This is a genomic window from Streptosporangium sp. NPDC048886, from assembly GCF_055586905.1.
The window spans coordinates 17880-43394 of record NZ_JBVJHH010000045.1 but is presented as its reverse complement, the minus strand read 5'-3'; the positions used below and the strand labels follow the sequence as shown (position 1 = coordinate 43394).

Here is a 25515-nt window from a genome sequence, read left to right as displayed (position 1 = left end):
GTGCGTCACACCGTCCGTCCCACGCGCCTCGGCCACTCATCCGACGTTCCCCTCGCGGGGGAGCCACCTGCCGAAGGGTTCCAACAGCTCCATGAACGACACCACCAGCACCGTGATCAATACCCCGTTCCTCTACGACAGGTCCGGCCGGCGTTACGCGGTCACCGACCGGCGCTGGCGCGGTGAGGACGGGACGCCTCTCGCACTCAGCCCGGTGCCGGGGCTCACGCCCGACCGGATCGACACCGGCGAACGCTCCCTCTGGCGCTACCAGGCCGCGATCCCGGTCTCCCCTCGACACCGGGTGAGTCTCGGAGAGGGCTGCACCCCCATGCTGCCGCTGGACTGGAACGGGCTGCGCGTTCACTTCAAGCTCGAGTGGTTCAACCCCACCTCCAGCTTCAAGGACCGCGGCATCACGGTGATGATCTCCCACCTGCGCGGACAGGGAGAGACGCACGTCCTTGAGGACAGCTCCGGCAACGGTGGCTCCTCGGTCGCGGCCTACGCGGCTGCCGCCGGGATTCACGCCAAGATCATCGTCCCCGCGGCGACGTCGGCCGCCAAGATCCTCCAGGCACGCGCGTACGGCGCCCAGATCGAACTCGTCGGAGGCACCCGGGACCAGGTGTCCGACGAGGCGATCCGTCAGTCTGAGCGAATCCCCTATGCCAGTCACAATTGGCACCCGTTCTTCCTGCAGGGCACCAAGACGATCGCCTACGAGATGTGGGAGTCGCTCGGGTTCAGGGCGCCTGACAACATCGTGCTCGTAGCGGGTGCGGGCAGCAATGTCCTCGGCTGTGACATCGCGTTCAGCGAGTTGCTCGAAGCGCGTCAGATCGACAGACGCCCCAAACTTCTGGTCGGCCAACCGGAGCACTGGGCCACCATCGCGGACGCGGTGAACGGGATCGATCCGCAGAGCCGAGGACCACGGGTCCCGACGATCGCGGAAGGAGCCTCCATCGCCAACCCGGTCCGCCTCCCGGAGGCCGTCGAGGCGATCCGTCGCTCCGGTGGCGCGGCGGTGGCAGTCACCGAGGACCAGATCCGTACAGCCGTGCGCAAGTTGGCCTCGCGTGGTCTGTACGCCGAGCCGACCAGCAGCGTCGCCGCAGCGGCCCTCGATCACTTCATGGCCGACGGCACCATCGGCCCCGACGAGACCACCGTCGTCATCCTCACCGGCGCCGGACTCAAGTCCGCAGAGAAGATGGCCACTGTCTTCGACACCGACAGCAATCCGGATGAGGAGAGCCGCGCGTGAACCCTGACGCCCCCGACGAGCACCTTCTACTCGAAGCCGAGAAGATCGCGATCGCGATCGGGCGCATGTTCCCAGGCCTGTGTGAAGTGGTCCTCCACGACCTGCGCCAGCCAGAGCACGCGATCCGCGTCATCGAGAACAACCTGTCCGGACGCAAGGTGGGTGACTCCGCCACCGAGCTGGGGCTCCGCCGGATCGCGGACCCGAACTATCCCAGTGTGCTCCAGAACTACCCCAACCAGTTCCCGGACGGCCGGCCGGTCAAGAGCACGTCGATCGGGATCAAGAATGCCGAGGGCCGCTACGTCGCGGCACTCTGCCTGAACCTCGACGTGTCGACCCTCTCCCCCATGATGCTCAGCCTGGCCAACCTGGTGGCGACCGAGGTCGAGCACCGAGGCGAGGCATTGGAGACCCTGCGAGACCGCACAGCGCGGGAGTTGCGTGACGTCATCGAGACGTTCGCCGCCGGACGAGCCGCCACCCCACGAGCACTCAGCCGTGCCGCCAAGAAAGACCTTGTCAGGCAGCTGCACCGGGACGGCTACTTCGCCTCCAGGAGTTCCACCGAGACCATCGCAGACCTGCTCGGGGTCTCCCGGAGCACCGTCTACAACTACGCCAAGCAGTCCTGACCATCGACTCCTGGCGCCGGCCGTCACGACGGAGGAACACGATGCCCAACCCCGCAACCCCGAACACCACCGAGCGCAGCGACACCGTGCACCTGCGCAACAGCCCAGACCTGGTCCAGCCGCCGGGCCACTACTCCCATGTCGCCATCCACGGAGGCCTCGTCCACGTGTCCGGCCAGCTGCCGGTGGACCAGCACGGCACTGCCCTGAGCGACCAGGCGTTCGACGTTCAGGCGCGCCAGGTCCTCCACAACCTCGACCGGTGCTTGATCACGGCAGGCACTGACCGGTCCCGCCTCGTCTCGGTCACCGTCTACGTCACCGACATCGGTCAATGGCCGGCGTTCGACGCCATCTACGCCGACTGGATCGGGCAGCACCGCCCCGCTCGCGCCGTCACCGGCGCCGGCCGGCTCCACTACGGCGCCGCAGTCGAGGTCCAGGCCACCGCGGCCCTCTCCTGAGAAAGGCCACCCGGGACCGTACGTCACCGGCTCTGGCGCAGATGCGGTGGTGAGGGAGAACGCGGACCGGCGGGGTGATCTCGGTGTGCCTCGAAGATCTCGAAGACGCCGCTCCCGCAGTCGGCCGACGTGGCCCTCGAGCAGGTGATCGCGGAGCAGTAGGCCGTGCCTGTGCGGGTTCGGACGCGGTCGGTGGCGGCGCCTTGCCCAGCGTGTGGGGTGGGGTGCACGCCTGCCACACGCGGCGTCTGGCGGATATGCCGTCGGTGGCCGCAGTGTGCTCGTCGACCTGCGAATCCGCCGGTTGGCGGGCGGAGCCCGCGGACATGTCTCGCCCACGCCCTCGGCATCCCGCACCTGGCCGGGCCCTCCCTGCCGGCCGGCGCCGCCTACGCCCCGGCCCTCGCGCGTGCCCCCATCGGGCACGTCACGGCAGGCAGGTCTCGTGGGCCCACTCCAGGTAGGCGGGCGTCTCGTCGGTGATGACGCGGTCGACTCCGTAGTCCGCCAGGCGCCGCCACGCATCCTCGTCGTTGGGCGTCCAGGCGTAGACGGCCACGCCGTACTTCAGATACTCGCGGGCCAGCGCGGAGGTGAGGCTGTCGTGCCTGACCCCGACATAGGAGAACTTCCGGGCGAGCGAGAGCCGCGGCGCGGTGTTCGACAGCAGGCCCTTGCGGGCGGGCACGGACTTGACCGCCTCCATGGCAGCCATGGAGAACGACATCAGGCTCGCCCATCCGTAGGCGTCGGAGCGGCGGTAGGCGCCCTGCAGCGAGCGCAGGTCCCGGGCGTCGGGGACCTCCTTGAGCTCGACCAGCAGCTCCTCGACGCCTCCCCGGAGCAGCTCCAGGGTCTCCGACAGCGTCGGCGGGCGCTGGCCGTCGGCGGTGCGGAGCTCGCGGAACTGCGCCAGCGTCATGTCGGCGACCCGGCCCGTGCCCGTGGTGGTCCGGTCGACCAGGTCGTCGTGCATCAGCACCGGATGATGGTCCCTGGTGAACCGCACGTCGAGCTCGATGCTCGGCGAGCCCTCGTCGAGCGCCTGCTCGAAGGCCCCGAGCGTGTTCTCCACGGTCCCGTCCCAGTAGCCGCGGTGGGAGACCAGACCGGGCACCGAGCACACCGACGCGCCCGGCCGGGCGTGGCCGTGCGCCGTCTGCGCCCCGCCCAGCGCCAGAACCGACACCAGCAGGACCTTCGCGGCCGCCCCCACACCCGCCCTCCACCGCGCCGGGCCCCGTGCCGCCCCGCTGCTGCGCGACCCGCCCACCCGCGCCGCCCCGCTGCTGCGTGATCCGTGTATTCGGACCCATCCCCGACGGCCGATCTCCGGTCCCCGCACGCCGCTCACCCGAGGTCTGACAGGGCCGCGATCCGCTTTCCGAGCATGGCATCCCCTTCGATCCATGTCGCACCCGCCGGGCCCGGATCCACCGGACGGCCGGACTCCGACCCTCGATCCGCAATACTTACGTAAAGTATCTCTCCAGTCACTTAGAGTACAAACACTTGGAGTGACGGATCAAGCACTCTGCGCATGGATCGGATCCGGCCGGGCGACGCCCCCCGGCACTCCCCGGCACTCCCCCGGCGCTCTCCCGGATCGCCGGCGGACCGCCGCCCGCCGTACCACGCCCCGCCTCGCCGTACCGCGTCCCGCTGTGTCGGACCGCGTCCCGCCCTACTCGCCGCCGGGGCCCCGCCGGGCTCCGCCGGCGAGCCGGGCGCGGAGCGTGCCCAGCGCCTCGTCGACCAGCTCGGGCTCGTCGATCTCCAAGCCGTGCACGACGTCCAGCGCCGGCTCGGCCAGCGCCCAGAAGTCGAGCTTGCCCACCAGCCGCCGGCTGTACGGCAGGTCCCGGTGGGCCTGCACCCGGCAGACGAACTCCGGTCCCGCCTCGGCCCACAGGTAGGACAGGTCGTAGTCGGGGTCGGCGATCGCGGTGTCGCCGAAGTCGATGAGCCCGGTGATCTCCTCCCCGGTGACCAGCAGGTGGTCCAGGCTCACGTCGCCGTGGGTCAGCGTGGGCCGGTAGGCGAAGTTGGCGTCGTCCTCCAGGTAGCCCTCCCAGGCCACGAGCAGCGCCCGGCCCTCCATCGTCTCCAGCCGGGGCAGCACCTCCTGGCGGATCGAGTCAAGGTCGTCGGCGAAGTCCTCCCGCAGGTCCCACACCGGCACGCCGAGGTCCTCGGCCGTCTCCACCGGGAAGGCGTGGACGGCGTCGAGCGCCGCGGCGACCTGCCCCACCGGCCCCGGACGGTCGACCAGCCCGCGCGCGTGCCACTGCTCCGGGGCGAGCACCTCGCCGGGGACCAGGCGGTATCCGCAGAAGGAGCCGGGCCCGAGCGGGTTGGGCGCGGTGAACAGGAACCGAGGAATGGCCAGCTCGAGCGCGAGCTCGGGGAGCAGCCTGGCCTCCCGCTCGACGCTCTCGGCCCCGTCGGCGTTCTTCGGCAGCCGCAGGACGATCTGCCCGTCCAGGAGCAGCGTCACGTTGTCCAGCCCGGCCCCGAGAGGTCGGAGCGAGGCGTTCCCCGCCTCGGACAGCACACCGCTGAGCGCGTCGCGGACCTTCGGCTCCCAGCCGTCCGGCAACGAGACCTTTCTGATCATTGGTCCACGGTAGCCGACAGGGCATCGGTCGTGATCGCCTACGGCGATGCCCGTACTGTCGGCATTCGGCCCGGTCGGCTCCGGATCGGCACGACAGCCCGTCCAAGCCGTCCGGAGCGGACCGGTGTCATACCTCTGGTGAGATTAGCCCCTGCCCCGTCGCACGCTCTGAAGCCGTAGTACCTCAAGGTGGTGGCTACCCCCACATACGCGTGACTTGGACCACCTCGACACCCTCAATGGCCGGTTCCTTGGCCAGCCGGCGAATCCCGGAGACGTCGCTGGTCACAAGGATCCCCGCGATACGGCCGGACGCTGCTCTCGCCGTGATCTCGTCGCCATCCAGGCCCGCCAGCTCAAGGAGACCTTGATCCTTCCGGGTGAGGCTGGATGCCCAGCGTTGGAACTGGCCAACGTGGGAAAGGACCTGCTCGCATTCCCGAAGTGCCCGGGAATGACAGGACGTTGTCGCCGACCAGGTGATCGGGGGTGCCTCAACGCCTCGCGCTGCCGGAGGGAAGAAGACCTTCTCCACTGCGTTCGGCCAGATCGCCTCCACTTCCGTCTCCGTCAAAGGACTCCTGAACCAGGCCACGGCGGTTGCCCAGAAAGGCCCGTGAACCTCCTCCAACATGTCTTCGACAGGTTCGGTCTTGAACGCCAGCCTTCTGTAAGCCGCCGAGATTCGCGAAGTCCACAGTCTGGGCAGCTTGATCGAGCCGTCCGGGAGCAGCCCTATCGACGTCTCGAATCGTAGATCGTTGCCCAGCTGCCCCGGCATGGGTGACAGCACTAGCCGCAGATCGCCTCCCCGACTTGATATACCTGCATCCTCTCTGCGCGACTCCCGGAAGTCGACCACATAGTCAGGGTTGGCCGAGGCGAAGCCGTTCACGAAAACCCGCCACATGTCTTCGGTGTCATACGTGTTCTGCCATAGGTCTGAGGAGGGCGTTCGAGGGGCCGCGGAAAGCAGGCCGAGACCAGCTAGCACCACGACCACGGCGATGGCCAAACTCCATAGGCGAACTCCGCCCGCCTTCACTGCCATGGTGCTCCAGAAGTCCGTGTCATCACTTGTCTCAGCCGAGGCCGGCGGCAGGATGTGTCGCAAAAACACCCTGCCGCCGCATAACAGGAACGCTCCGACTTAATCCAGCGTTCCCGCGACGAGTTTCTGAATCACGGGTTCGCACTTCAGCGGACGCGACACTACCTCGTTAGGGCTCTTGCGGTAGCGCGACACGTAACAGTCCGTCGAGTGGTTGGCCTTCACCGAGTACTTCTTGGTGGATGTCTTCTTGGTCTTCGGATCGGTGGTCTTCACGTTGAAGTATGCCCATATCTTGGCGGTGAAGTGATGGGTATATCTTTCGATCCCGCACTCGCCGAAGACCGGGACGGTACATCTCGCCTGGACGTTTCCGGTCGCGTCCGAGATTTTCATCGGGTTGTTGGGGTCGTCGTTCTTCAGCAGGAGGTCCTTGGTGCAGCCTTCGGCGATCTCACCGCTCACAGTCTTTTCGCCCGAGACCCCGAGCTGCTCCCACATCAACCCTATCGTTCCCTTGATCTCGCCCTTGATGGTCTGCTTCCGGAAGCAGCCTTTCGAGCGGTGCTCCATACCGCCCTGCTTAGCGGAGTTGGCATAGAGCGCCTTAGAGAAGGCACGGCCGAATGAGGTTTTCAGCTCCTTCTGGCCGTTGGCGGGATATACGTGCATGAAGCTGTGGAATCTATTGATCTTCCAACGGTGCTCCGGGAACTCGTCGCACTCCCGAGGACAGCCTGCGCCTATACCTTCGTGAGGCCCCCACTCGGCGTATCCCGAGGTGAGAAGCCACCAGTTCTTCCGGCCAAGCTGTTGCCGCATCTCGCAGTACAGGCGTTGGTCGGCAGTCCAACATGAAGTCCGCTCTTCCGTTGTCGACTTGCAGCCAGACGTTCGGGTGTCACACGGCGGAGGAACGGCGGCACCGCCGGCGGCCCGGTCCGCATGGTCAGTGGGGTCCTCGTTTACCTCCAACGGGACGTCGATGATGGTGACATTGCCGCAGCGGTCGAACACGAAGATCGAAATGCTCGCCTCGCTGGGTTCGATCGTCCCCGCCGTGCCCGCAGTAGATCGAGTCCGAGCAGCGTCGAGCATGGATCCGCCCGTTTCCGTCCAGGTGCGCTTGACCTCGGCGGTGACACGGACGCTGCCGTCCGGCACCGCCTGCACAACCGTATTGGCCAGCTGCACAGATGAGCCGGACCTGAGTTTGCCATCCTGCGCCAGCGCCTCTCGCTCCTGCACGAGAGCAGCGTTCAGCAGCGACAGCTTGGCCGTGCTGGGTGCGCTCGCCGTGACGCCGGGGACGTCCCAGATGGTGGTGGCTCGGCCCTCGAGGACGGCGTCTTGTGCCTGATAATAGGCCTGGATACGGTCGATGTACTCCTGTGCTCCCGATCCCGGGGCCGACACGTTCTTCACAGCCGAAGGCGGTGTGTCAAGGAAGGGGACGCACGCCGTCGTCGGACTCGGTACCGGAGGCGGTGGGACCGCCTTGGTCGTGGTGGTGGCTGCTTCCCAGTCGCTGACGCCGAATGCGCTCTTAGCCCGTACCTTGATGGTGTAGGTGACACCGTTGGCCAGGCCGCTGACCGCCACCCACGGGTCCTTGACCTCCGCCGTCTTGACGACGGTACCGCCGTTGTCGACCACTTCGACGTCATAGCCGTCCAGCAATGCCATGCCGCCGTTGGATTCCGGCAAGCCCCAACTGGCGATAGCGCTGGCGTCACCACCGGAAGCATTCAGGTTGAGCACCTTGCTCGGTGGTCCGGCGGGCAGGTAGGTGAGCGCGAGCGAGGGCTGTTCGGTAGCCGTCGTATCCGCGAAGGTGATGATCTCGTCCTTGTTGGATGTGAGCAGCAGCCACTGGTATTCGCTTCCAGCGATGTCGACCTGGGGGCCGGACAACGGTAGCGAGTACGGCGTCGCCTCCGGGTCGGCGTCGCCCGCCAGGTCCGGCCCCTTCGACTCGCTTGTCACCGGACTCTTGAGCGGAGTTGCGATGATGACCGCGTCCGCAGGGCAGGTGCCTGTCGGGCATGTTGGGGTGCCGAGCTTAAGGATGCCCTCCGACACCATAGCGCCGTCGGGGAGTTCGTCGAGCTTGAATCCGATGACGGCGGCGGTCTTGTCGGTGCCTGTCCCGCCGATCTGCATGGTGGTCGCGTCGGTCACCGTGCAGGGGTTGCCGTCGCAGGCGGTGGGGTCGGTCTTCGCCGCCTTGATGACGAAGTTGTCCTTCAGCAGGGTCAGGTGCCGGACGTCTTCGGCGGGCGGCTCGCTCGGGGTGCCGGGGACGGTGAAGCTGACCGGGGCGGTCTTGGCGGTGCAGACCTCTCCACCGGTTTCGGTGGTGGCCTGGGCTCCGGCGGTGGGCGCCTGGGCCGTGGCGGTCTGGGCCGCGCCGTTGTGGAGGGCGGTGATCTCCTCCGCGGTCAGGGACTTCTGGTAGAGGCGGATGTCGTCGACGGTGCCCTTGAGGTAGCTGTTGTGGGCGCCGTTGACCTTGGTGCGGCCGATCTGGACGTTGCCGGTCGCGTCCCAGGTGCCGGTGTAGGCCACCTCGGCGTTCAGCACGCCGTCCACGTACAGACGGATCTTCTTGGCGGTGGCGTCGTGGACACCGACCAGGTGGGTCCACTGGCCGGCCACCGCGTTCTGGGTGGACAGGGCCCGTACCGGTGCGGCGTTGGTGGTGTCGGACTGGTAGGCGACCAGCCGCCATTTCTTGTCACCGGAGGAGTAGGCGAGCTTGAAAGCGCTGTTGACCGCGCCGTCCTGGCTGACCACAGCGTCTTCGCGGGTGGTGGCGTCCAGGCGGGCCCACGCGCTGACGGTGTAGTCGGCGTTGGTGTGCACCGCCGGCCCGTTGGTGACCGCGTAGCTTGAGGCTCCGCTCAGTGTCAGGCCGCCCTGGCTCTTGCCCGTTCCCCAGGATGCCGCGTTCAGCGTGGCCGTACGGCCGTTGCCGGAGGAATCGGCCGCGACGGTGCCGCTGCCCTCGTCGAAGGCCCAGCGTGCCTTCTGCGACGGGTCCAAGGTGGGAGTCGGGGTCGGAGTCGGCGTGGGGGTTGGAGTCGGGGTCGGAGTGGGGGTGGTGCTCTGGGGGCCGACGCACGCGAGCATCTGCCAGGTATAGGCACGTCCTGCTTGGACGGTGTTCCCTGGAACCTGGAACGACGCTCGTTCGCCGCCGTTGACGGTGCGTTGGCCCAGTGGACTGGAGCCGACCGGGAAACCGCCGCTGTCATAGAGGAAGTACTTGGCAGTCACTGAGCCGCCGGAGGGGCGGTTGACCATGCCCGACAGGATCGGCTGGGTCGGGTCGGCCATGCCGGTCTCAGTGTCGGTCGGCAGGAACGGGGCATCCGAGGTGATGCGGTAGGCGGGGCTCTCGTTGCAGGACGGAGGGGTGACCCCGCTGCGGCATGCTCTGACGACGAACTTGAAGCTGGCCGGGTTGTCGAGCTGGAAAGTCTGCTCGATTACCTGACCCGAGGGTTTGGCGTTGTAGCTCGTGGCGGCTACTTCCCCGTAAAGATTCTTGATCTCCTTCGCGGTCAGGGCACGGTTGTAGACCCGCATGTCGTCCACCGCACCCTTGAGGGGGAGGACGCCGGACTTGGAGTTACCGATGCGGAAGGGGCCGCGGGCGTCCCAGGCGATCTGGTGGTCCGTCTCTCCCGCCAGCGCCCCGTCGACATAGATGCGCAGCTTGCCCGCGCTCGCGTCGTACATGGCGGCCAGGTGCGTCCAGGAGTCGGCCTTGGTCAGCTTGGTGGAGTCGACCCACACGCCGCCGTAGCCCGACGCGTCCTGGTTGGCCGCCTCCAGTCGCCATTTCTGCCAGCTGTTGCCGAGGTAGTACAGGTTGATCCCCGACACGTTCTCGCCGTCCTGGCTTGCGAGGCTCTGGATGTCGTCGCTCTCGTTCAGCCGGACCCACGTGCTGATGGTGAAGCTGGAATTGGTGTGCAGCACGGGACCGCCGGTCACGGCGTAGGAGTCGAAAGCGCCGCTGCCGGACTGCGCCTTGTTCAGCAGAAGGGCTCCGTCGACCCGTCCGGTGGTGGCGTCCGTGCTGCCTCCGCGGAGGGCGGCGGTGTGGCCGTTGCCGCCGGCGTCGGCCGCGGATGTGGCTCCGTCGGGCTCGTCGAACTTCCAGTGCGCCACATGCCCGGTCGGCAGTGCGGGCGGGGGGACCATGGTGGAGTCGTTGACCGTGACGGTGTAGTCCAGGTTCGCGGTCTCGGGCACGCTGGACTTGAAGCCGACCTTGACGCTGGCGTTGCGGGCGATCGCGTCGTTGCCGTCCATGGAGTCGATCGACTCGGCGGTGACCGTGGGGATCTCCGGCGGCAAGAAGTAGGACACGGTCAGCTTCGGCTTGGTGCCCCCGACCTTCTCCGCCGAGTGGAAGTAGACCCACCACCCTGAGTTCTGGGAGGGGTCCGTCGTGCCCTTGGCCGACAGCCGGATGCCTTCGTTGGGCTGGCCGGAGGCCCACGCCTGGGCCATCGCGGTGACACTCCAGGTGAAGGTCTTCGGGATCCAGTTGCCGTTGTCGTCGACCGACGACGTTTCCGGGCAGAGCTGGACGGACGACCCGAAGCTGGTCACGGACGGCTGGTTGCTCCAGCCCACCCCGGTTGACGACCAGGCTGAGGTCACCCGCTTGGCCTCGATCCCGCCGGGCCCGTACCAGCGGCAGCCCACAAGCTGGTCCGCGTACAGGTCCAGCCTGGCGCTGCCGACGGACCTGCCCGTCAGCGGTGCGGTGTCGAACTTCAGCAGCGAGTGGCTGTAGGTGAGGTGTCCGTCGGAGTAGGTGCGTTCGACGCTCGCCATCAGCCTTTCCGAGGCCGGCGAAGTGTCGTAGGTGCCGTGGTTGCTCACGACCAGGTCGCTCTGCAGGGTCAGCGAGGTGGTGGGGTCCACCGTGACCGGATACCTGGTCGCCGGATCAGCGAGGAACGCCGGGTCCGGAGTGAGAACCAGTACCTGCTTGCCCTTCTCCTCCACCACCCGCGTGTCGATCTTTCCGGTGCGCGGCGGGGCCGCGCCGGTGGTCCTGGCTTCGACGGGGGTGGGACCGGCATCGACCACCACCGGCTCGACGGCCGAGGCGACCTGCTTGCCCTTGGCGTCGGTGAGGCGCAGTCCGCCCTTCTTGCCCTCGGCGAAGGTGAGCCCGTCCGTCTCGACCGGGATGCGGAACTCCACCGGCCCCTTGGGCTGCTCCCGCAGCACCACGTCATGCCGGAACCCTGCGGGCAGGGCCGTGACGACGAGATCCGCTCCGCGACCCGCCGCGTCGGCGAAGGTCGCGACGTTTCCTTTGACGGTCGGCTTGGGGAGTGCGGTCGGCCAGTTGAACGAGACCTTCTGCCCGTCACCGCGTTCCATGGACGCGAAAGGACGGTCCGCACCGCCTGCGGAGAATTCGACCTCCGCCTTGGCCAGCTTGGGCCTCAGGACCCCGTCCTGCTCCACCAGGGTGGTGTCGATCCACTGCCATGACCCGTCGGCCTGCTTGAGCTGGGCGGGACCGGCATACGACTGCGTCGTCAGGTGCCCGTCGGGATAGGCCCAGGTGCGTGACCCCTCGGTGTAGGCCGTCTCGACCGCCACCGGCCTGTCCTGCTTCTTGGCCTCCGCGATCGCGGCCCTCAGCGGCGCGTCGGGGTCGGCCGGGCGGGGGAACTCCGTCACTGTGGGAGCGGCCGGGGTGCCGGGCTCCGGGTCGGCCTGTGCGGGTGTGGGGCCGCCGGCCACCAGGAGTGAGGCGGCCAGCGCGGAGACGGTCACGACCGTGGGGGTGATCCGTCTGGACGGTCCACGCCGTGGCGGCGGCGTGGAAGGGCGATTCGGTAAGGGGAACCCCACCGATTACCTCCAGCGATTAGGGGGGACCGGCCGGATTTCAGGAAACGGGAGCATCCGGCCGGACATGATCGCCCCAAGCATCACTGTTGGTGCTGTTGATCTTGTCGGATAAAATGTCGCGATCTTGTCGAATAGAATGTCGCGATCTTCGTATCCGGTTTTCCGCCCCTGTTTCTCGCGGGAAATCCCAGGTGGGAAGGTGGGCGACCGTAAACATTCACGGGTTGACCGGCAGGCACCGCTCCATGGTGGCCACGACTCATCGGGGGTTGGAATGGAGATCCGCGTTCTCGGTCCGGTCGACGTATGGCGTGACGGGCGGCCGACCGCGATCGTCGGGCTGAAACAGCGGACCCTGCTGGCCGTCCTGGTCCTGCAGGCCGGCCGGGTGGTCCCCCACGACCGGCTCCTGACGGCGTTGTGGGGGGCGAAGGTCCCGGCCACCGGACGCCGGTTGCTGCACAACCACCTGTGGTCACTGCGGCGCCTGCTCACCGACGGCGACGCCGTGGTGAGCACGCCCACCGGCTACTCGCTGCGCCTGCCGCCGGGGGCCTCCGATCTCGACGTCTTCGCCACCGAGACGGCGCTGGCCCGCTCCGCCCTGTCGGCGGGTGACGCCGCCCAGGCCTCGGAGAGATTCCACGCCGCGCTGTCCCTGTGGCGTGGCCCCGCGCTCGGCGGCACCCACCCCGAGCTGCAGGCGACGGAGGGGGCGGCCCTGGAGGAGCGGCGCTTGGCCGCGCTCATCGGCCGCATCGAGGCCGACCTCTCCCTGGGGCGTCACCCGGAGCTGATCGGCGAGCTGCGCCTGCTGGTCACCGAGCATCCGCTCAACGAGGAGCTGCGCGGTCAGCTGATGCGCGCGCTCCACCGTGCCGGCCGTACGGCGGAGGCGCTCGAGGAGTTCCGGATCGGCCGCCGGCACTTCCGTGACGAGCTCGGAGTGGACCCCGGTGAGGAGCTCACCCGGATCCACCAGAGGATCCTGTCCGGAGAGCGGGCCTCCGGCGCGGCCATCGCGGAGCAGGCATCTGCCACGGCGGGCCTGGCACCCGCCGCTCCCGCGCCGCGCGTGCCCCGGCAGCTGCCCGCCGACGTCACGCGTTTCACCGGGCGCGGGGAGAAGCTGCGCCAGCTGGACCTGCTGCTGTCGGAGGAGGAGAGCACGGCGACCGTGGTGATCTCGGCCATCGCGGGCACCGCCGGAGTCGGTAAGACCGCCCTGGCGACGCACTGGGGGCACCGGGTGGCCGGCCGGTTCCCGGACGGCCAGCTCTATGTCAACCTGCACGGCTACTCGCAGGGACGGGCCACCACGGGGGCGCAGGCGCTGGACCAGCTCCTCCGCGGACTCGGCGTGGTCGACGACGAGATCCCGCACGACGTCGACGAGCGGGCGGCCCTCTACCGGTCGCTGCTGGCGCACAGGCGGATGCTCATCGTCCTGGACAACGCCGCCACGCCGGCGCAGGTCCGCCCTCTGCTGCCCGGCTCCTCACCCTCCAGGACCGTCATCACCAGCCGGGACTCCCTGCGCGGGCTCTCCGTCACCCATGATGTCCGCAGCATCGTCCTCGACGTGTTGCCGGCCGATGAGGCCGTCGCGCTGCTCAACAAGCTCCTGGGCCGGAACGGGACGGATCACGAGGCGGATCCGATCGCCGAGCTGGCCCGGCTGTGCGGATATCTGCCCCTGGCGCTGCGGCTGGCCGCAGCGCAGCTGGCGGGACAGCCCGAATCACGGATCGGCGACTTCACCGCCAAACTGCGGCACGAGAACCGGCTGACCGTCCTGGAGCTCGAAGAGGATCCGGGCATCGGGGTCCGCTCCGCTCTGGAGCTGTCCTACCGGAACCTCCCGGAACCGGCACGGCGGACGCTCCGGCTGCTCGGCGCGCACCCGGGGCCGGACATCGGTCTCGACGCCGTGGCCGCCCTCACCGCCATGTCCGCCGAGGACACGGCCACGGCCGTCGAGGCTCTGGTCCACGCGCACCTGCTTCAGCGGGACGACGATCAGCGGCTGTCGATGCACGACCTCGTACGCGTCTACGCGGAGGAGCGCACCGAGAACGACGACACCGCGGCGGACCGTGACGGTGCTCTGGGGAGGATGCTCGACTGGTACCAGTACGCGGTCCTGAAAGCCATGGAGCACCTGTCCACCGGCGACACCGGACTGATGACGATCACTCCGGTGGACGGGGTAGGAGACCTGCCCGGTTTCGAGGAGGCGATGGCCTGGCTGGAACGGGAGCACCACGTTCTCACAGCCGTGATCGTCCACGCCGCGGAGCGGGGGCGGCACACCCACGCGTGGCAGATCGCGAGCCTGTTGTCGTGGTTCTTCTATGCGAAGAACCACTTCGACGATCTGTTCATGACAGGCGAGGTCGGGTTGTCCTCCGCCCGGCGGATCGGTCATCGGCACGGTGAGGCCGAGATCCTGAGCGACCTGGGCTACGCCAAGATGTTCACCGGCAGGAACGCCGAGCATCTGAGCCACCAGCAGCAGGCCCTGGACATCTGGCGCGCCGTCAAGGATCGGAAGGGCGAGGCGAAAGGGCTGCGCCACGTGAGCTACGCCCTGCAGCTGGCCGGACACCCCGTCAGGGCGATCGAGGTCGGCGAGCAGTGCCTCGCCTTGAGCCGCGAACTCGGGGATCGTACGGGCGAGTTCGCGGCGTTGGACAACCTGGCGATCAGTTACCACGTGGTAGGGCGTTACGAGGAGGCGCTTGAGGCCCTGACGAAGTGCTACGACTACTGGCGGGAACAGGACAGGGAGTACGACGAGGCCTACTGTTTCGTCCAGATGGGCACCGTCCACACGAAGCTGGGCGATCCGACGGCGGCTCTGGCCTGTTTCGAGAAGGCTCTCCCCCTGGGGCAGAGCCAGGGCAACCTCCGCATCGAGGTCGACGTGCTCAACGGCATCGCCGTGGCCCTGCGCCACCAGGGGTTCTATCCGGAGGCCTTCGAGCACCACGGAAAAGCGCTCGCTCTCGCGAGAACGCTGGGGAGCCGGCCGCTGGAGGGTGAACTGCTCAGCAGCCTCGGGGAGACCTACCTGGCGAGCGGGGACGGCCAGGCCGCCCTGGAGCACTACCAGGCAGCTGTGGTCCACGCCGACGAGGCGGACGACGTCTACCAGCGAGGGTTCGCGTACGCGGGCCTCGGCAACGCCCTGCACGCCCTGGAGAGGACCGACGACGCCGAGAAGCACTGGCGGACGGCACTCGACATCTTGGCGCCCATGGGCATTCCCGAGGCCGGAGTCATCGCCGGGCGGATGCGCGCCACCGGCCTGGCATGAGGAGACGGCCTCCGGCACCGCGAGCGATCACCGGCGCCTCCGCGGGGCGCCCACCATGTGCGCCGGGAGTCGGCGGGCCGGCCGCTCCTGCCACCGGGAGCGCGCACCGTTGCCACCGGGAGCGCGCACCATGTCGAACGGGCGGCCCAGGCGCTCCAGAGGACGGCGTCCCAGAGGACGGCGTTCCAGGGCGGTCCGGTCGAGCGGCCCGGCGGCACCCCCGCGGCCGCCCGTCCTCGGTGAAGCGCGACGCCGTCCCGCTCCTGGTGGACGGACGCCGTCCTGCTCCCGGTGGACGACGGGGCGAGACCGGCCCGCTTGACGGATACCTCATCACGGTCAGGCCGGGAGGGCGGGAAGCCTCCGCCGGACGAGGTCCCAGACCTGCTCGGCGCTGTCACAGCGCAGGGCGGCGGTGGCCAGGTCACGGCAGTCGTCGTGGCGGAGCCGGCGGATGCGGTAGCGGATCTCGTCGAGTGCCGCCGGGGAGACGGACAGGACGTCGCAGCCCAGGCCGACCAGCGGTGGCATGACCGTGGGGTCCGCGGCGGCGTCCCCGCAGACCGAGACCTGCCGGCCGTGGTCGTGGGCGGCGCGGACGACCTCGGCGACGGCGGCCAGGACGCGGGGATGAGCGGTCATCATCGGGGTGGCCGCCGGATCGCGGCGGTCGAGGCCGAGGATCTGCCCGGTCAGGTCATTGCTGCCGATGGAGAGGAAGGCTGCCTCCGCGGCGAGCGGACCGGCGGCGGCGACGGCCTCGGGGAGCTCGATCACGGCTCCGAGCGGCGGGGCGGGGACGCCGAGCGCGGCGGCGGCGGCCTCCAGCAGGTCTCGGCAGGCCCGGAACTCGGCGAGGTCGGCGACCATGGGGATCATCAGGCGCAGGCCGGCGCAGGCTGGGGCGACGCTGAGGACGGCGCGGAACTGGTCGGCGAACGCGGCCGGCTCGGCGAGCATGAGCGGCAGGCCGCGCCCCAGGCGCTGCCCCGCACGCCCCGCGGTGAGGAACGGCGGGAGTTTGTCGTCGGCGAAGTCAAGGGTGCGCACGGTGACGGGTCCGCCGACGAGTTCGCGCATGATCGGGCTGAGCGCGACGCTGTGCATGGCCTGCGTCGGCCAGCTCGCCGCCTCCAGGAACGGCAGCTCGGTACGGAGCAGCCCCACGCCGTCTGCGCCCGATGCCAGCGCCGCGCGCGCCTCCTCGGCGGTGGCGATGTTGGCGCGCAGGACGACCGGATGCCCGTCCAGCGTCCGGCAGGGCAGCGCCCGCTCGGCGGCGTGAACGGTCCGCCGGTCCCGGGCCCGCGCCATCTCGGCGAGCGCGGCTTCGCGGTCGAGGGCCGCCGGGCGGGGGCGGGCGGTGCCCCGCCCCCCGTCGACGAGCAGCTCCACGCCGTCGGCCACGTCCAGCAGGGCGGGGTCGACGCCGGTGAGCAGGGGGATGGACAGGGACCGGGCGACGATGGCGGCGTGCGAGTTGGGTCCCCCGGTCACCGACAGGGCCGCGACGATCGGAGACTCGGCCTCCAGGAGGTCGGCCGCGCCGATCTCCCCGGCGATGAGGACGAGCGGGCCGTCCGGTACGGCACCGCCGGAGAGGTCGGTGCCGTCGAGCCAGTCGAGAGCGCGCTTTCCGACCTGGCGGACGTCGGCGGCGCGTTCGGCGAGCGTCGGGTCCCCCAGGGAGGCGATCATGGCGGCGTAGTGGCTGACGGCCTCGTGGATCGCGGCGGCCACGGGCGCGCCCTCGACCGCACGCTGGATCGCGGCGGCGCGCAGATCGCCGTCGCGGGCGATCTGGCCGGTGACCTCCATGATGTCGGCCTGCTCGGGCCGGCCGCGGTCGCGCAGGGCCGCCGCCAGGCCGCCCAGCCGCTCGGCGACGGCGTCGAACGCCTCGGCGACACGCCGCGCGGGATCGCCGCCGTCCCCTCCCGCCGCCGGGACGGGCCGCGGGCGGTCGGTGCGGTGGGCCAGTCCCAGCGCGAGGCCCGGTGAGGCCGGCTGACCGGTGAACTCCGCCTGGTCCACGGTCATCTGTTCACCGCCTCGGCGAGGGCGTGGAAGATCAGCACGGTGGAGGTGGCGCCGGGGTCCTGGTGTCCCTGACTGCGGGGGCCCAGGTAGGAGGCGCGCCCCTTACGGGCGACCATGGGGATCGTCGCGCGCATGCCCTCCTCGGCGCTGTCGGTGGCGGCCAGGGCCGCCGCGGCCAGGTCGGCCCCGTTGCGCAGCGCCTTGTCCGGCGGTCCGCGCCGCCCGGCGCGTGTTGAGGACGTACTCGTAGACCACCCCGGCGAGCACCGCCCCGCGCCGGCGGCACGCGTGACTACCGGTAGTCCTGCGGGTCGCCCGCCGTGCCGCGCTGAGAGTCGGCGAAGTAACGGCCCCAGTCGGGGCGGGAGCCGTCGGCGTCGGCGAAGCCGTACTCCTTGACCAGCTCCCAGGTGGCCAGCGACCTGCCGTTCCAGCGGTGCACGTCGGGATCGGCGGCGAGAGCGGCGACCGCGCGCCCCAGGTGGGCGGGAGTCTCCGACATGGCGAAGCAGGGGTCCTTGGCGACCCCGTCGCGTCAGGTGGCCTCGGTCACTCCGAAGTGGTCGAGCATCGCCTCCGAGCGGAGGAAGCCCGGGTGAGGGCGAGTGCCGTCACGCCGTACGGCTTCAGGTCGGCGGCCTGCGCCTGGGCGATCCGGATCACGCTGGACTTGACCAGGTCGTAGAAGGCTGGACTTGACCAGGTCGTAGAAGAAGGTGCCCCGGTAGCCGTGGTCGGCCAGCCCGTCGGCGACCTCCACGACCAGACCCCGGCCCCGGCCCCGGCCCCGGGTGACCATCAGCGGCAGTGCGTGCCAGCTGGTGATGATGAGGGTGTGCACGGCCTGGCGCTGCAGCCGCAGGCCGTCCTGGAGCGACTGCTCCCACCGGGGCCTGTCCCACGCGGTCAACGGGTCGCCGCCCCGGGTCGCTCCGGCCACCATGGCCACCTGTCCACCACTCACCGTTCCTCCTTGATGACGCGGTAGGGGTCGAGCAGGGGCCGCAGGTCCCGGCGGAGCGCCTCGGCGAGCGGCCCCGACCGGTCCATCGCCCAGGCGAGCCGGGTGCCGTTGCGGATGGATTCGGCGGCCGCGGCGAGCGCGCCGAGATCGGCGGTGCCCGCCAGGCGGCCACCCGCCTCCACGGACCCGCAGGCGGGGCGGCCGCCGCTTGTGCCAGGCATGTTTATCCGGTGCCACCTCGGAAAGTAGGTATCACTGCGTGGAGGGAAACTCCACTTAAGGGGAGGAACCACACCATGGGTGCCGACGACAAGATCTCCAACAAGGCCGAGGAAATCGGCGGCAAGATCAAGGAGGGCGCCGGCCGCGCCACCGGTGACGAGCGCCTGGAGGCCGAGGGCAGGGCCGACCAGTCCGAGAGCCACCTCAAGCAGGCGGGGGAGAAGGCGAAGGAGGGCATGAAGAAGGTCAAGGACGCTTTCAAGAGCTGAATCCCAGCGCTCCTTCGGCGGAGACCCCGGCTTCCGGGGCCTCCGCCGCGCGCTTTCCGGAGGCTCCCGCGCTTTCCGGAGGCGGGGCGGAAGCGGGCGCGGGACGGCGCTCAGGGGCCGGTCAGGAGGCCGGGCCGACTTCGGGTTCGGGGGCGCGTCCGCCGGACTTCTCGCCGGCGTCGGCGGTCCGGCCGGGCTCCTCGCCACCGCCCGGGGGACGGCGGGCGTCGTCGGGATCGGCCAGGAGCGGGCGCTCGGGGAAGGAGGTGTCGGCCCCCGACCTCTCCGCCACGACCCGGCTCTCACCGTCGATGCCCCGCGGAGCCGCAGGCGCCGGCTCCGCGCCCCCGGCGCCTGCCGCGGGCGCGGAACTCTCGTCGTCCACGCGCCCAGCGTCCGCGGGTGAGGAGCTCTCGCCGCCCATCCTCCCCGCGTCCGCGGACACGGAGCTCTCCTCGTCCACACGCGTGTCCGCGGACGCGGAGCTCTCCTGCGAGGGGACGCCTCCGGCCGTCTTCTCACTCACTTCATGGTCATCGGTCATGCCACCCCCTCTCCCCGACAAAAGACTAAATATGCCGCCCACCTGGCATGGAGCCGGGCAGCCGGGTACGGGACCTCCTGGAGAAAGGAGCAGGACCATGACGGTGACGCGATTTCAGGATCTGCCTCTCGCCGACCGGGGTCGGCACTGGGACGGCGACGCGGCGGACAAACGCGTCCGCAGGTGGGCGGGGGCCGAGGAGGAGCCCAGTGCGAAATACCGTGACGCGCACGTCTGGTACGACGGCGACGATGCCGACAACTTCGAGAGCTACAAGCTGCCGATCGCCGATGTGGTCGGCGGCGAGCTCAAGGCGGTGCCGCGTGCCGTCATGGCCGCCGCGGCGGTCGTGCAGGGCGCGCGGGGCGGGGTCGACGTGCCGGAGCAGGACATCGGCCGGATCAAGTCCCACCTGGCCAAGTACTACGCCAAGATGGGCGAGACCGCTCCGTGGGAGCGCTGAGCGGTGCCGCGTTTCGACTTCGCGATCGAGCCGGCGTGGCGGGCGCCCCTCCGGCTGCTCGGCGTGACCCCGGAGCGGGCCTCCGTCCTCGTCGAGAACGGCACGCTCACGGTCCGTTTCGGGCGCTGGCTGCTGCGCACGCCGGTGTCCAACGTCGCCGGCACCACCCTGACCGGCCCTTACTCGATGTGGAAGGTCATCGGACCGCGCCTTTCGCCGGCCGACCGGGGGGTGACCTTCGGGACCAACCCCAGGCGCGGCGTCTGCGTCCGCTTCCACACCCCGGTCCCCGCGCTCCTGCCCGGCGGCCTGCTGACCCATCCCGGTGCAACTCTCACCGTCTCCGATCCCGAAGGACTCATGGAGGCACTGAGAGTGCACCAGGCACATGACGAACCACAAGAGACATGACAGGCAGGCATCCGGGTACAGGGTGCGTCTGATCGGAGGAGGGGACAATGACGTTCGAAGGACAGCCGGAGGAGACATCCGCGACCGGTAAGCCCATGGTCCGCGCGACGCCGCGGGATGTGGTCCACATCCGCATGGGATCGTTCGCCCTGATAGCGATCATCGCCATCGGCGTGCTCGGTCTCGTGGCCGGCCTCAAGTGGCTGACGATCGCCATGGCCGTGCTGGCGGTGATCGCGATCGTCGACATCGCCCTGGCGGTCCACCGCCAGTCACGGAATCCGGGCACCACCACGGAAGCGGGCTGAACAGCCGGGGCGGCGCCTCGGCAGGCCCGCCCCGGCGGGGCCGCGACCCGGCGTGACCGGCCGCGCCGGCCCCGGGAGCGCGGCGGCCCCGGATCACGGACGGACCCGACCCCACAGAGGACCCCGATCACGGACGGACCCGCCCCAGAGGATCCCGATCACGGACGGACCGGGTCACGGACGGACCCGCCCCAGCCGGACCCCGCCCCCAAGTGGACCCCGATCACGGGCGGACCGGGTCACCGGCGCGGGTCATGAGAGGGAGTCGACGGCCTCGGGCGAGAGGATGTGGTCGAGGACCATGTGGGCACAGCCGACGATGCCCGCGCCGGGGCCCAGACGGCTGCGTTCGATCCGCAGGTTGCGGGTGGACAGGGCGGTCGAGCGGCGGTGGACGACCTCGCGCACGCCGGACACCATGGGCTGGAAGGTCTCGGCCACGTCGCCGCCGAGGACGACCACGGCGGGATTGAGCAGGTTGACCGCGCTGGCCACGACCTCGCCCAGCATCCGGGCGGCGTTGCGGACCACGGTCATGGTCTCGGCGTCGCCCGCCCGCACCAGGCCCACCACGTCGGCCAGGGTCTCCACCTGGTGCCCGCGGGCGCGCAGGTCGCGCAGGATCGCGGTGCCGCTGGCCACCGAGTCGACGCAGTCGATGTTGCCGCAGCGGCACAGCACTCCCCCGCCGTCGCGGACCGGGATGTGCCCGATCTCCCCGGCCGCGCCCAGCGCGCCGCGCAGGATCTCGCCGCCGGCGATGACGCCGGAGCCGATCCGGGTGGAGACCTTGATGAACAGCAGGTCGTCGGCCTCGCCCGCGTAGACCGCGCGGTGCTCGCCGATCGCGATGACGTTGACGTCGTTGTCGAGGAAGACGGGGGCGGGGAAGCGCTCGGCGATGATGGGCGGGATGGCGACGCCGGTCCAGCTCGCCATGATGCGGGCGCTCTCGGTGCGGCCGGCCGCGAACTCGACCGTGGCGGGGACGCCCAGGCCGACGCCGCGCAGTTGGGAGATCGGCCGGTCGCCGAGCAGCTTGGCCCAGGTGTCCATGACCAGGGGGAGGACGACGTCCGGGCCCTCCTCCACGTCGACGGCCAGGCCCTCGCGCTCCAGCTCGCGGCCGGCGAGGTCGCAGACGGCGATCTGCGCGCGGCTCGCGCCCAGGGAGGCGACCAGTACGACGCCGCCGGAGGCGTTGAAGGCCAGGCGGGTGGGGGGCCGGCCCCCGGTGGAGGGGCCCTCGCTGTCCTCCACGACGAGACCCCGCTCCAGCAGCTCGGTGACGCGCAGGGAGACGGCGGGTCTGGACAGGCCGGTCACGCGCCCTATGTCCGCGCGCGTGGCAGCTTCACCGGTGCGGATGAGGCGGAGCACCTCACCGCTGGTGGCGAGCGCGGCAGCGGGACGTCGAGGCATCGGCCCAGTGAATCACACCCACTTAGGAAATGAAAACTTCGACCTTTCTCATCTCAAATTACAAAACTCCGCTTGTGTGGAGCGCAAGATGTGGCTAGTGTCCGATCTATCCCCAATTTCGGTAGATCACTACGGAGCACCCCCCATGTCAGAGAACCCGCAATCCGCCGACCTGATCGTCTTCGGCGGCACAGGCGACCTCTCCATGCGGAAGTTGCTCCCCGCCCTCTACCACTGCGACCGCGACGGGCGCCTGTCCCCCGAGACCCGCATCATCGCGATGTCCCGCGGCGGGCTCGACGACGCCGACTTCCGCGGCAAGGTGGACGCCGAGGTACGGGGCTCGGTGCCGGTGGACGACCTGGAGACCTGGCAGCGCTTCCTCGGCCGCCTGCACCACGTCTCCATCGACATCGGCGGCGAGGACACGACCGGCTGGGCGAAGCTCACCGGCCTGCTCGCCGGGCACGAGCAGCGGGACCGGGTGTTCTACCTGGCCAGCCCGCCCATGACGTTCGGCCCGTTCTGCCGTGAGCTGCACCGGGCCGGGCTGGTCACCCCCGCCTCGCGGGTGGTGCTGGAGAAGCCGCTCGGCCGCGACCTGGCCAGCGCACAGCGCATCAACGACGAGGTCGGCGCCATCTTCGACGAGCGGCAGATCTACCGCATCGACCACTACCTGGGCAAGGAGACGGTCCAGAACCTGCTCGTCCTCCGGTTCGCCAACGCGTTCCTGGAGCCGATCTGGAACTCCCTGTGGATCGACCACGTCCAGATCACCGTCGCCGAGACCGTGGGCACGCCGGGCCGCCGCGGCTACTACGACCACGCGGGCGCGCTGCGCGACATGGTCCAGAACCACCTGCTCCAGCTGCTCTGCCTGGTCGCGATGGAGCCGCCGGCGCGCAACGACCGCGAGTCCATCCGCGACGAGAAGGTCAAGGTCCTGGAGTCGCTGCGGCCGATCACCGGCGGCGAGGTGGACCGTTTCACCGTCCGCGGCCAGTACACCGCGGGAGAGTCCGGCGGAGCGCCGGTCCCCGGCTACCTCGACGAGCCCGACAACACCGCGCCCACCGACGCCTCCCGCCAGGTGGAGACCTTCGCCGCGATCCGCGCCGAGGTCAAGAACTGGCGCTGGGCGGGCGTGCCGTTCTACCTGCGCACCGGCAAGCGCATGCCGTACCGGTGCTCGGAGATCGTGGTGCAGTTCAAGGACGTGCCCCACTCGATCTTCCCGGGCAGCGCGCCCAACCGGCTGGTGCTCCGGCTGCAGCCGAGCGAGGGCATCCGGCTGCACATCATGGCCAAGGAGCCGGGCGCGGGCGAGGTGGCGCTCAAGCCGGTCCCGCTCAGCCTGAGCTTCGCCGAGACCTTCACCAACCGGGTGCCCGAGGCCTACGAGCGGCTGCTCATGGACGTCCTCACCGGCAACCCGACCCTGTTCATGCGGCGCGACGAGGTGGAGGCCGCCTGGCGCTTCATCGACCCGATCCTGCGGGAGTGGGAGTCGTGGGGCACCCCGCCCGAGCCGTACCCGGCGGGCTCCCCGGGCCCCGCCGGAGCCCACGAGCTCGTCCTGCGCAGCGGCCGCTTCTGGCACGAGGAGGATCTCGCGTGAGCGCCCACGAGGACCGGACGACCACAGCAGGACACGCAGACCGACCCGACAACGACGGAGGAGGCCGGATGAACCCCGTCATCCAGGAGATCACCGACCGCCTGATCGAACGTAGCCGCGCCAGCCGTACCGCCTACCTGGCACGGCTCGACGCCGAGGCCGAGGAGGCCCGCCGGCGCGGGCCGGCCCGGGCCAGCCTGGGCTGCGCCAACCTGGCCCACGGCTTCGCGGCCGCGGGCCAGGCCGACAAGCTCGACCTGCGCGCCAACGTCAAGCCCGGCGTGGCGATCGTGTCGAGCTACAACGACATGCTGTCGGCGCACCAGCCGTACGAGACCTATCCGGCGACGCTCAAGGCGGCCGTCCGCAAGGCCGGCGGCGTCGCGCAGTTCGCCGGCGGCGTGCCCGCCATGTGCGACGGCATCACGCAGGGCCGCGCGGGCATGGAGCTGTCGCTCTACAGCCGCGAGGTCATCGCGATGGCCACCGCGATCGCGCTCTCGCACGACATGTTCGACGCCTCGCTCATGCTCGGCGTCTGCGACAAGATCGTGCCGGGCCTGCTGATCGGCGCGCTGCACTTCGGTCACCTGCCGGCGGTGTTCGTGCCGGCCGGGCCGATGACCTCCGGCCTGCCCAACAAGGTCAAGGCCCGCACCCGGCAGCTGTTCGCCGAGGGCAAGGTCGGCAAGGGAGAGCTGCTCGACGCCGAGTCGAAGTCCTACCACTCCCCCGGCACCTGCACCTTCTACGGCACCGCCAACTCCAACCAGGTCATGATCGAGGTCATGGGCCTGCACCTGCCCGGCTCGACCTTCGTCAACCCGCGCACCGAACTGCGCGAGGCCCTGACGGAGGCGGCGGGCAGGCGGGCGGTGGAGCTGACCGCGCACGGCGACGAGTACACCCCCGTGGGCCGGGTCGTCGACGAGAAGGCGGTCGTCAACGCCTGCGTGGCGCTGCTGGCCACCGGCGGCTCGACCAACCACACCATGCACATCGTCGCCATCGCCGCGGCGGCCGGCATCAACCTGCTCTGGGACGACCTGGCCGCGCTGTCGAAGGTGGTGCCGCTGCTCACCCGCATGTACCCCAACGGGCAGGCGGACGTGAACCACTTCCAGGCCGCGGGCGGCATGCAGGTGCTCATCGGCGACCTGCTGGACGCCGGGCTGCTCCACCGCGACGTGCTGACGGTCGCCGGGCACGGCCTGGACCACTACCGCTCCTCCGTCGAGCTCAAGGACGGCGAGCTGGTCTGGGCGGAGCGCACCGGCGGCAGCACCGACCTGGACGTGCTCCGTCCCGTCTCGGACGCCTTCTCCCCCGACGGCGGCATCCACATGCTCAACGGCAACCTGGGCTGCGCGGTCAGCAAGGTCTCCGCGGTCAAGGACGAACACCTGGTCATCGAGGCTCCGGCGAAGGTCTTCGACGACCAGCTGGAGCTGCTGCGCGCCTTCGAGGCGGGCGAGCTGGACGGGCAGGACTTCGTGGCGGTCATCCGCTACCAGGGGCCGAGCGCGAACGGCATGCCGGAGCTGCACAAGCTCACCCCGCCGCTGTCGGTGCTGCTGGACCGGGGGCAGCGGGTGGCGATCGTCACCGACGGCCGCATGTCCGGCGCGTCGGGCAAGGTCCCCGCCGCCATCCACCTGTCGCCCGAGGCCGCCCACGGCGGCCCGATCGCGCTGGTCTGCGACGGTGACCCGATCCGCCTCGACTCCACCGCGGGCACCCTGGAGCTGCTGGTCCCGGCCGAGGAGCTGGCCGCCCGCACGCCGCAGGGGGCGCCGCTCACCGACGCACAGTGGGTGGGCACCGGCCGCGAGCTGTTCGCCGCCTTCCGCCGTACGGCGGGCCCCGCCGAGCGCGGCGCCGGGATCTTCGCCCTGAACGGCGAGGCGGAGGCCGTCGCCCGCGCCGCCGCGGACGGGGTCCCGGCGTGAGCGGGCGGCACGGCGGGCGCGCCCTCTCGTCCACGGACGCGGCGGAGAAGGAGG

At 70.1% G+C, this 25515-nt stretch carries 21 protein-coding genes; 10 read left to right on the top strand and 11 right to left on the bottom strand.

Annotated features, from left to right (window positions below; translation table 11 throughout):
• The first annotated feature begins 91 nt into the window (after positions 1-91).
• From ACZ6R6_RS39760 to ACZ6R6_RS39750, 3 genes are read left to right on the top strand one after another with little or no spacing between them, the layout of a single operon-like run.
• On the top strand, positions 92-1270 hold the full coding sequence (locus ACZ6R6_RS39760; protein ID WP_470102100.1) for a threonine synthase: 1179 nt from the start codon (positions 92-94) through the stop codon (positions 1268-1270).
• The gene (locus ACZ6R6_RS39755; protein ID WP_470102099.1) at positions 1267-1905 is read left to right on the top strand and encodes a helix-turn-helix transcriptional regulator; all 639 of its coding nucleotides are present in this window, start codon (positions 1267-1269) and stop codon (positions 1903-1905) included. Before ACZ6R6_RS39760 ends, ACZ6R6_RS39755 begins: the two co-directional genes overlap by 4 nt.
• Before the next feature lie 41 nt (positions 1906-1946).
• Positions 1947-2369 carry a RidA family protein gene (locus ACZ6R6_RS39750; protein ID WP_470102098.1) on the top strand — a complete coding sequence of 141 codons (423 nt, stop codon included), beginning with the start codon at positions 1947-1949 and terminating at the stop codon, positions 2367-2369.
• A gap of 427 nt (positions 2370-2796) precedes the next feature.
• Here ACZ6R6_RS39750 and ACZ6R6_RS39745 read toward each other — a convergent pair whose 3' ends face one another.
• From ACZ6R6_RS39745 to ACZ6R6_RS39730, 4 genes are all read right to left on the bottom strand, one after another.
• The gene (locus ACZ6R6_RS39745) at positions 2797-3585 is read right to left on the bottom strand and encodes a glycerophosphodiester phosphodiesterase (protein ID WP_470102097.1); all 789 of its coding nucleotides are present in this window, start codon (positions 3583-3585) and stop codon (positions 2797-2799) included.
• A 468-nt stretch (positions 3586-4053) separates the two neighbouring features.
• The gene (locus ACZ6R6_RS39740; protein WP_470102096.1) at positions 4054-4986 is read right to left on the bottom strand and encodes a phosphotransferase; all 933 of its coding nucleotides are present in this window, start codon (positions 4984-4986) and stop codon (positions 4054-4056) included.
• Positions 4987-5182: 196 nt separating this feature from the next.
• Positions 5183-6037: a hypothetical protein gene (locus ACZ6R6_RS39735; protein ID WP_470102095.1), complete on the bottom strand. Its 855-nt coding sequence runs from the start codon at positions 6035-6037 to the stop codon at positions 5183-5185.
• Between the two features lie 99 nt (positions 6038-6136).
• Positions 6137-11851: a LamG-like jellyroll fold domain-containing protein gene (locus tag ACZ6R6_RS39730; RefSeq protein WP_470102094.1), complete on the bottom strand. Its 5715-nt coding sequence runs from the start codon at positions 11849-11851 to the stop codon at positions 6137-6139.
• A 352-nt stretch (positions 11852-12203) separates the two neighbouring features.
• On the opposite strand from ACZ6R6_RS39730, the gene ACZ6R6_RS39725 reads away from it, so the two are divergent.
• Positions 12204-15248, top strand: a complete 3045-nt coding sequence (locus tag ACZ6R6_RS39725; RefSeq protein WP_470102093.1) for an AfsR/SARP family transcriptional regulator — start codon at positions 12204-12206, stop codon at positions 15246-15248.
• 339 nt (positions 15249-15587) lie between these two features.
• Here the strand turns inward: ACZ6R6_RS39725 and ACZ6R6_RS39720 are convergent, their stop codons facing one another.
• The 5 genes from ACZ6R6_RS39720 to ACZ6R6_RS39700 all read right to left on the bottom strand — a co-directional run bounded on the left by ACZ6R6_RS39720 (position 15588) and on the right by ACZ6R6_RS39700 (position 18473).
• The gene (locus tag ACZ6R6_RS39720; protein ID WP_470102092.1) at positions 15588-17288 is read right to left on the bottom strand and encodes a putative PEP-binding protein; all 1701 of its coding nucleotides are present in this window, start codon (positions 17286-17288) and stop codon (positions 15588-15590) included.
• Positions 17285-17485: a DAK2 domain-containing protein gene (locus ACZ6R6_RS39715; protein WP_470102134.1), complete on the bottom strand. Its 201-nt coding sequence runs from the start codon at positions 17483-17485 to the stop codon at positions 17285-17287. The genes ACZ6R6_RS39720 and ACZ6R6_RS39715 overlap by 4 nt, the downstream gene beginning before the upstream one ends.
• A 95-nt stretch (positions 17486-17580) precedes the next feature.
• Positions 17581-17790 carry a hypothetical protein gene (locus tag ACZ6R6_RS39710; protein WP_470102091.1) on the bottom strand — a complete coding sequence of 70 codons (210 nt, stop codon included), beginning with the start codon at positions 17788-17790 and terminating at the stop codon, positions 17581-17583.
• 33 nt (positions 17791-17823) lie between these two features.
• On the bottom strand, positions 17824-18252 hold the full coding sequence (locus tag ACZ6R6_RS39705) for a hypothetical protein (RefSeq protein WP_470102090.1): 429 nt from the start codon (positions 18250-18252) through the stop codon (positions 17824-17826).
• Positions 18249-18473: a hypothetical protein gene (locus tag ACZ6R6_RS39700; RefSeq protein ID WP_470102089.1), complete on the bottom strand. Its 225-nt coding sequence runs from the start codon at positions 18471-18473 to the stop codon at positions 18249-18251. The genes ACZ6R6_RS39705 and ACZ6R6_RS39700 overlap by 4 nt, the downstream gene beginning before the upstream one ends.
• Before the next feature lie 75 nt (positions 18474-18548).
• Here ACZ6R6_RS39700 and ACZ6R6_RS39695 point away from each other — a divergent pair, with 75 nt between their 5' ends.
• Complete coding sequence (locus ACZ6R6_RS39695; protein ID WP_306858349.1) at positions 18549-18743, top strand: CsbD family protein; 195 nt, start codon at positions 18549-18551, stop codon at positions 18741-18743.
• Positions 18744-18864: 121 nt separating this feature from the next.
• Here the strand turns inward: ACZ6R6_RS39695 and ACZ6R6_RS39690 are convergent, their stop codons facing one another.
• Positions 18865-19128 (bottom strand): hypothetical protein, encoded by a 264-nt coding sequence (locus ACZ6R6_RS39690; protein WP_470102088.1) that lies wholly within the window; start codon positions 19126-19128, stop codon positions 18865-18867.
• A gap of 256 nt (positions 19129-19384) precedes the next feature.
• On the opposite strand from ACZ6R6_RS39690, the gene ACZ6R6_RS39685 reads away from it, so the two are divergent.
• The 3 genes from ACZ6R6_RS39685 to ACZ6R6_RS39675 are packed head-to-tail and all read left to right on the top strand — an operon-like array spanning position 19385 to position 20469.
• Positions 19385-19750 (top strand): hypothetical protein, encoded by a 366-nt coding sequence (locus tag ACZ6R6_RS39685; protein ID WP_470102087.1) that lies wholly within the window; start codon positions 19385-19387, stop codon positions 19748-19750.
• Between the two features lie 3 nt (positions 19751-19753).
• Positions 19754-20161, top strand: a complete 408-nt coding sequence (locus ACZ6R6_RS39680) for a hypothetical protein (protein ID WP_470102086.1) — start codon at positions 19754-19756, stop codon at positions 20159-20161.
• Positions 20162-20208: 47 nt separating this feature from the next.
• The gene (locus tag ACZ6R6_RS39675; protein ID WP_470102085.1) at positions 20209-20469 is read left to right on the top strand and encodes a hypothetical protein; all 261 of its coding nucleotides are present in this window, start codon (positions 20209-20211) and stop codon (positions 20467-20469) included.
• Positions 20470-20721: 252 nt separating this feature from the next.
• Here ACZ6R6_RS39675 and ACZ6R6_RS39670 read toward each other — a convergent pair whose 3' ends face one another.
• Complete coding sequence (locus ACZ6R6_RS39670; RefSeq protein ID WP_470102084.1) at positions 20722-21891, bottom strand: ROK family protein; 1170 nt, start codon at positions 21889-21891, stop codon at positions 20722-20724.
• Positions 21892-22036: 145 nt separating this feature from the next.
• Here ACZ6R6_RS39670 and zwf point away from each other — a divergent pair, with 145 nt between their 5' ends.
• Entirely contained in the window at positions 22037-23512 is a 1476-nt protein-coding gene (gene zwf, locus ACZ6R6_RS39665) for a glucose-6-phosphate dehydrogenase (RefSeq protein WP_470102083.1), read from the top strand.
• 68 nt (positions 23513-23580) lie between these two features.
• Positions 23581-25461 (top strand): phosphogluconate dehydratase, encoded by a 1881-nt coding sequence (gene edd, locus ACZ6R6_RS39660; RefSeq protein WP_470102082.1) that lies wholly within the window; start codon positions 23581-23583, stop codon positions 25459-25461.
• Positions 25462-25515: the final 54 nt, after the last annotated feature.